The organism is Frankia sp. KB5, from assembly GCF_002099325.1.
GTDB lineage: Bacteria > Actinomycetota > Actinomycetes > Frankiales > Frankiaceae > Frankia > Frankia casuarinae.
Map to the genome: position 1 here is coordinate 1 of NZ_MRUJ01000322.1, position 5,804 is coordinate 5,804.

Sequence of the window (5,804 nt, forward strand, 5' to 3'; positions counted from 1 at the left end):
GCCACCGGCTGATTACACCTTGACAACCTGATATTGCTAGAGCCGGGCATGGAGGAACCAACCATGTCCGATGATCGAAATGCAACATGCGAAAACCGTATTGACGCCCAGCTTTTGAGCCTGGAGCGCTGGTACAGGAGAAGATACAAACGCCTGGAGAAGGCGCAACGGGCAAACGACGACGCCCGCGAGGAGGAGCTACACGAGGAACTGGAGCCGCTGGCGGTGTCGGCGCGGCGGCTCGTGCGGGTGGAGTTCTTTTGGGGTGGCCCCTCAGCGCATATGGATGCGGAGGTGGACAACGGCCAGGTAGTGGCCGCCACGTTCCACTTCCTGGACTGGTTCGACGGCGCGTCCCGCTCCATCGACGAGAATTCCAACCCCGCCCTATTGCGGCTGGCCGAGGAAATGGCGGAGGTGGCGCTATGAGCCACTTTCTGCTTGGCGTCATTCTCCCCGACCATATCGAAACCGAGGATGCGGAAAGCTACCTACACGAGGTCATGGAGCCGTACGACGAAGATATAGTGGTGGACGCCTACAACAGACCTTGCGGATGCGGAACCAGGCGGGCGGACAATATGGCTTCTGAGATCGCGACGRAGAAGACCGGCCTGACGTGGGAGATGTTACGCAACACATTCCACGAGCGTCCGCGCGAAGATCACTCCGAAGAAGCATGGCTCAAGCGCACCCAGCCCTTGAGGGAGGCAGAGAAACAGGCGCTCGCAGGGCTGACCATAAAGCCAGACCCCGATTGCGACAACTGCCAGGGTTCTGGAACGTACCCCAGCACCTACAACCCGAAAAGTAAATGGGACTGGTGGTGTATTGGTGGCCGCTGGGATGGGCTGATAACGGGATTGACCACCGAAAGCGAAGACGACGGCTTGAATTTCGAGCAAAGTCACGAGAGCATCGAAAACAACGTGACGGACGTAAAGAACCTGACGTCCGATACCATGCCGTTTGCGTTTATCCTGCCTGATGGTGAGTGGATTCAGCAGGGGCAGATGGGATGGTGGGGCATCGTCACGAGGGAAGATGTGCCGAGGGAGGAGTGGCGTACCAACCGCCTGGAGGACATCCAAACACGCTACGGCGGCCAGCGCGTCGTAGCAGTTGACTGCCACATATAAGCACGAAAAACGGCGACCCGTCTGCAAACGGAGCGCCGTTACGAACAAGAACAACTGAGAACTAACCTGGCTCTAGCGTATCGGGTATCAAAAGAAACGTCAATGAGCGCAATGCCATCCCTCCCCTTACAAGTCAAGGGGAGTACGCCCGCCGTGGGCAAGCGAGGCCGGATATTCTATCTTGAAGTGCGCAGTAAATAGAGGCATACTAGGAAACGATGAACGATGAAGCAATCCGGCAATTAACTAAGCATCTCGATAAGCGCTTTGATGAGTTGCAGGCTGATACGAACCGCCGCTTTGAGCATATGGCGAAGTCCATAGACGTGCTGACCGGCGATGTAGCACGTCTGGCCGGTGTTATCCAAGCGCGGGAAGACAAGTTTGGCGACCTCCTGGCGGCCATGGATGGCTACGTGTTGCGGGCTGAGCATACGGCGGCGGATGTGGCGGGGCTGGAACGCAGGACGGATGTGCTAGAGAAATGGGTGACGGCCATCGGTAGGAAAACCGGCGTAACGCTGAACGTGGTGGAGCCGTGAACATATTTGTTGTTCAGGCTGCGTCCGCCCGTCCGCGCCGGCGACCGGAGGGAGGCGGAGCGGGTCGCCGCGGAGCGGCGCTTGAGCGACGTAGACAAGGTTTGCACCCGTAGTACCCGCCTCACCTGGGGCGGCCTGCCGTATGCTGGTTCGACTACCGATGAAAAAGTCGGTGCAGGAGTAAGGAGTAGCCAGAATGAGCACCGACGAACACGACGAGGAAGATCCCGCACTTGAGATTGCGTCCAAAGATATGGATCGCCTCAGCGAAATCGTGTTGCGGGTGCCGCCCGGCGTCTACACGGGAATGAATGAGCAGCTTTCTCGAATGATGCGAGATGCCCTGGCGGTCAATAACTCCTCAATATCGAAAATTGCCGCACAGCTGGCTGGATCAACCGTGCCATATGAAGCAATCATCAAAGAACTTGRAGCCACCAGCTCCTTGGCAAAGATTGCCTCCATGGATCTGGCTGGCGCACGGCTTGCGGGAGTCCTGACCCAGAGCCTGAGTTCTTCGTATCTCTCGGAGACGATTGCCGCTGCCAATAAGCTGAGMGCCAGAAATCTACTGGGTCCGATGTTCACTGACCTTGAGAAGTCGCTCGTTAAGGCCGCCGAGCGTTCGCTGATTGCGGTTCCACCGCCTAATTTCTTGGCCTTCGCCAATCTCGCAGCCGACGGYTGGCGCCAAACCCTTGATGCGGCCATCGTCTCGCCGCCACCATCTCCAGGCCGACTTTCCTCTCTGGGCGCGACCACACTTCATGTAGTCGAGATCGGAAATGATCTCGGTGAGGCCGCCGAAGAAGCCAACCTTGAAGATGAACGGTGGCGGGAAGGTCGTGAACAGCTTACTGATCATCTCTCCTCCTGGCTAGGGCAAGCATGCCCTAAGGCGGTTCCGAAGCTGAGGGGAGCTTGGCACGCGCTGACCTCGAATGGGCCAGATGCGGCCTCTCAGGCGGCGAACTCGGGTGTGGAGGCACTTGACTGGACTTTGCGCACCATTGCGCCTGATGATGAGGTCCTCGCATGGCGGGAAAATGTTGGTCAATACGCAAAGGAAATTGACCCTAAGAACGGCAAACCGCATCGAGCGCTACGTGTTCGTTACGCAGTACGAGGCTTTGGCATGAAAAGCGACGGCGTCACGGTAATCATAATGATGATGACCCGGTGCCTTGATGAGTTGCAGGGCGTGAAACATGGTGTAGATGAGACGAAAACCATCGCGGCTGCACGTCGCGCTCTCCTTGCGCTCGAGAACACGTTGACAGCTTTGATGCCATATTAGTACCCCATGTGGAGCAACATGCCTGATCTTACTCTAGAAGGAATATTCAGACTACCGGCGCCGGTCGCGGTCAAGGTAGCCGTACTCGCCTCAGAGACGCCGGTTCGTATTGGCGGCATGGATATCAGCCTGGTCATGCCCTCACTTCAACTTCTGAATAATGGGCCTATCCTGACAGCCCCCGCGATGAAAACGGTGCGGAATGATATTGACTGGGACGAACGCTACCGTTCCGTGGGGAGTGCATGGGGTAACGTGTCCCACTTCAAGTCAAACGATCCGCTAGGAGCCAATGGTAACGCGCTTGTCCGCGCCTTCGTAGTTCGRCACACCATTGCCACCGCGGATCAGCCCGAAAGCGTCAGGCGAAAAGAACGCGGGCAGAACCTGTACCAGGATATTGACGCCTGGTGGAGGCTCGCGGCCGACTGGGTTGAGGTGGTAGCGCGACAAAACCTTGATCCCCACTACGATGGGGCAAGCCGCCCGGGAGATGACCTCGAACTCTGGTTTAAGTACGGTCCCGATGGAGAGAGGGTGAGAAACCCTGCTCCCATTTCCCTCACCATGTCACCGGTAAATGCCTTGGAAAGTGATCGCTGGAAGGCGATACTTAAGGCAGCGTCAGACGGTCGCCAGCCGCCCACCGAACATTTGTTGCTCCGGGACGCCATCGCGGCCAACCGCCGCGGGCAGCGTCGGAGGGCCGTACTGGATGCGGCGACGGCGGCGGAGATGGCTCTGACCTATTTGCTGGATCAGGAACTTGCTGGACTACGGTCAGACGTCGCGGGCTATGTGATAGAGAAGAGCCGCCAGATCGGCGGGCGCGTTCAGGCGCTGAAAAATCTGGGAGTGCAGCTACCCGGAGACGCGGGCAAGCGGATCATGAGCTTTTTGGCGGAGCCTCGGAACACGGCAATCCACGGAGGCCGGGAGCCAAGCGTGGATGAGACGCGGGAAGCGCTGAAGGTCGCGGACGAGATCATGGAAACTGCATCCCCGCGCTCGGCGCTGCTTTAGCGCGGGACGGTCATCAACCCCAGCCGAATGCCACAGAGGGTATCCAACCCGTGACGGAACGTCCGAATTCGTTCCTTACATGTCCGATTTGCTGGTCAAGAACCATACCCACCAGGAGCGCCAAGGCGTCGGACGTGATGAGGGCGTCGGCCTCGGGGTCGCCGGACAGGTGGAGGGCCATGCGGCCAAGGGTAAGCCCCGCCAGAGTGATCCGGCGGGGCAGGTTGGTCAGGGACGCCAGATCACGGTGATGCGATCCGGGTCAAAACGGTTCTTCGGCCCATCGGCCTTGGACAGCACCACGGCCTCGATAACGGTGGCGATGATGTCACGGCGCTGCTCCACCTCCAGCCGAGGCCAGGACGAGGCCACGTTGGTCAGCTGGGGGCCGGAGTGGGCGCGCAGCCAGTCGTTGCGCTCCCCCCGGAGCTTCGCCACGTCCCCCTCCAGCTCCTCCACCAGCTGGAGGGCGCGGGTGCCGCCGCGCTTCGTCTCCCGCCAGGCGGCCATGATCTCGGCGATCTCCGCCTCGGCCGGCTTGGGCCACGGGCCGCTTTCGGCTTCCACGTCCCGGTTTGCCAGATAGGCCAGCACCAAGTTCGTGACCAGTTCGTCAACGTGGTGGCCGGTCACGGCGACGCTGCCGCAGCCACCAGCGGTGACGGGACGGCAGGAGTAGTGATGCTTCTTCCACCCCTTGTCCCAGCCGCCGGTGAGCCGCGCGCCGCAGTAGGCGCAGCGGATGATTCCGGACAGCAGATACTTCCGGCCGCCTATGTGGATGTTCTGGTTGCCGGTCCGAGCGGGGTCGCGGAGCTTCGCCACCACCTTCTCCCAGACCTCGACGTCCAGGATGTGACCTTGAAGGCCCATGACGGGCTGGCCGTCTACGGTGCAGGCGTAGCGCTGCTCCAAGGGAACCGTGGTCGGGCCGTGTACCCGGTAGCCCGCGAGGCGGGGAGACAGATACATGTTCTTCATCACCTGGCGCTGCCACTGGTGGCCCCGGGTCGTGAGAATGCCCAGCTCATTCCAGCGGCGGCAGAGCGTGTGCGTGCCGACCCCGGCAAGGATTTCGTCAGCACCGACGACGATCATGTCGGCCTCGGCCTTGCGGATGGTGCGCTTGTCCGGCTCCCAGCCGAAGGGCCGGTAGCCGCCCACGGGGACACCCGCCTTGGCGAGCTCGCGGTGGGCCGTCCGCACCCGCCGGGAGGTGTCGGCGGACTGCTGGTTCTTCAGGGCCACGACGATCCGGGCCACGGAGCGCCCGTTGTCCGTGAGGAGGTCAAGGGTGCCGCTGATGTCAATGACGGGCCGCCCGTACTGGACCACCACGTCAATGGCGTCTTCCAGGTGGCGCGGGTCGCGGGTGAGCCGGTCCACGTCGGAGACGATGAGGCCGTCAAGGGGCTTGCCGGTTTTGGTGGCTCCCCGCTTCAAGTCCTCCAGGGCGCCCTCGTACACCGGCCGCACCACCCGGTACACCACGGAAGTTATTCAGAAACTCTCTTGATTCTCTCGAAGCTCAGTATTCGCTCGGATTGCTGTTCGTTGATTTTCTGGAGGCCGACGGCTGCCTGGATGTCGGCATCGATACGGCCGAGGTCGCTGCGGTAACGGCTGGTGAGGATTCGCCAGTTCTTCGYGTGAGCGACTCCCCATTCGGCGGCGACCCGGACGGACGCGAACTCGGCGTTGAGTTGTTTCTGCCAGCCGGTCAGGGATGTTCCGGGCTTCTTCTTCCGCGGGGTGTGGACGGCGGGTTCGCCTTCGTAACCGAGGTCGGTCATGCAGCCACCG

The 5,804-nt window shown here is 60.7% G+C and carries 7 protein-coding genes and 1 pseudogene; 5 read left to right on the forward strand and 3 right to left on the reverse strand.

What is annotated here, in order from left to right:
• The first annotated feature begins 63 nt into the window (after positions 1-63).
• The 5 genes from KBI5_RS23485 (at position 64) to KBI5_RS26000 (ending at position 4,001) form a co-directional block, all read left to right on the forward strand.
• Positions 64-429, forward strand: coding sequence for a hypothetical protein (locus KBI5_RS23485; RefSeq protein ID WP_011436947.1), 366 nt, complete (start codon positions 64-66; stop codon positions 427-429).
• Positions 426-1,139 (forward strand): hypothetical protein, encoded by a 714-nt coding sequence (locus KBI5_RS23490; protein ID WP_085016502.1) that lies wholly within the window; start codon positions 426-428, stop codon positions 1,137-1,139. Before KBI5_RS23485 ends, KBI5_RS23490 begins: the two co-directional genes overlap by 4 nt.
• A gap of 218 nt (positions 1,140-1,357) precedes the next feature.
• A complete protein-coding gene (locus tag KBI5_RS23495) occupies positions 1,358-1,681 on the forward strand; it encodes a hypothetical protein (RefSeq protein ID WP_023842236.1) in 324 nt (107 codons plus the stop codon).
• A gap of 196 nt (positions 1,682-1,877) precedes the next feature.
• Positions 1,878-2,978, forward strand: coding sequence for a hypothetical protein (locus tag KBI5_RS25995; protein ID WP_133057143.1), 1,101 nt, complete (start codon positions 1,878-1,880; stop codon positions 2,976-2,978).
• Between the two features lie 18 nt (positions 2,979-2,996).
• Entirely contained in the window at positions 2,997-4,001 is a 1,005-nt protein-coding gene (locus KBI5_RS26000) for a hypothetical protein (RefSeq protein ID WP_023841607.1), read from the forward strand.
• Positions 4,002-4,086: 85 nt separating this feature from the next.
• Here KBI5_RS26000 and KBI5_RS28915 read toward each other — a convergent pair.
• The 3 genes and pseudogenes from KBI5_RS28915 to KBI5_RS23515 form a co-directional block, all read right to left on the reverse strand.
• A pseudogene (locus KBI5_RS28915) lies at positions 4,087-4,182 on the reverse strand (Fe-S cluster assembly protein HesB); the annotation flags it as partial.
• 47 nt (positions 4,183-4,229) lie between these two features.
• Positions 4,230-5,480: a recombinase family protein gene (locus KBI5_RS23510; protein ID WP_232235292.1), complete on the reverse strand. Its 1,251-nt coding sequence runs from the start codon at positions 5,478-5,480 to the stop codon at positions 4,230-4,232.
• A gap of 17 nt (positions 5,481-5,497) precedes the next feature.
• Positions 5,498-5,804 (reverse strand): transposase family protein (locus KBI5_RS23515; protein ID WP_277870131.1); only part of this gene is annotated, 307 nt, incomplete at its 5' end.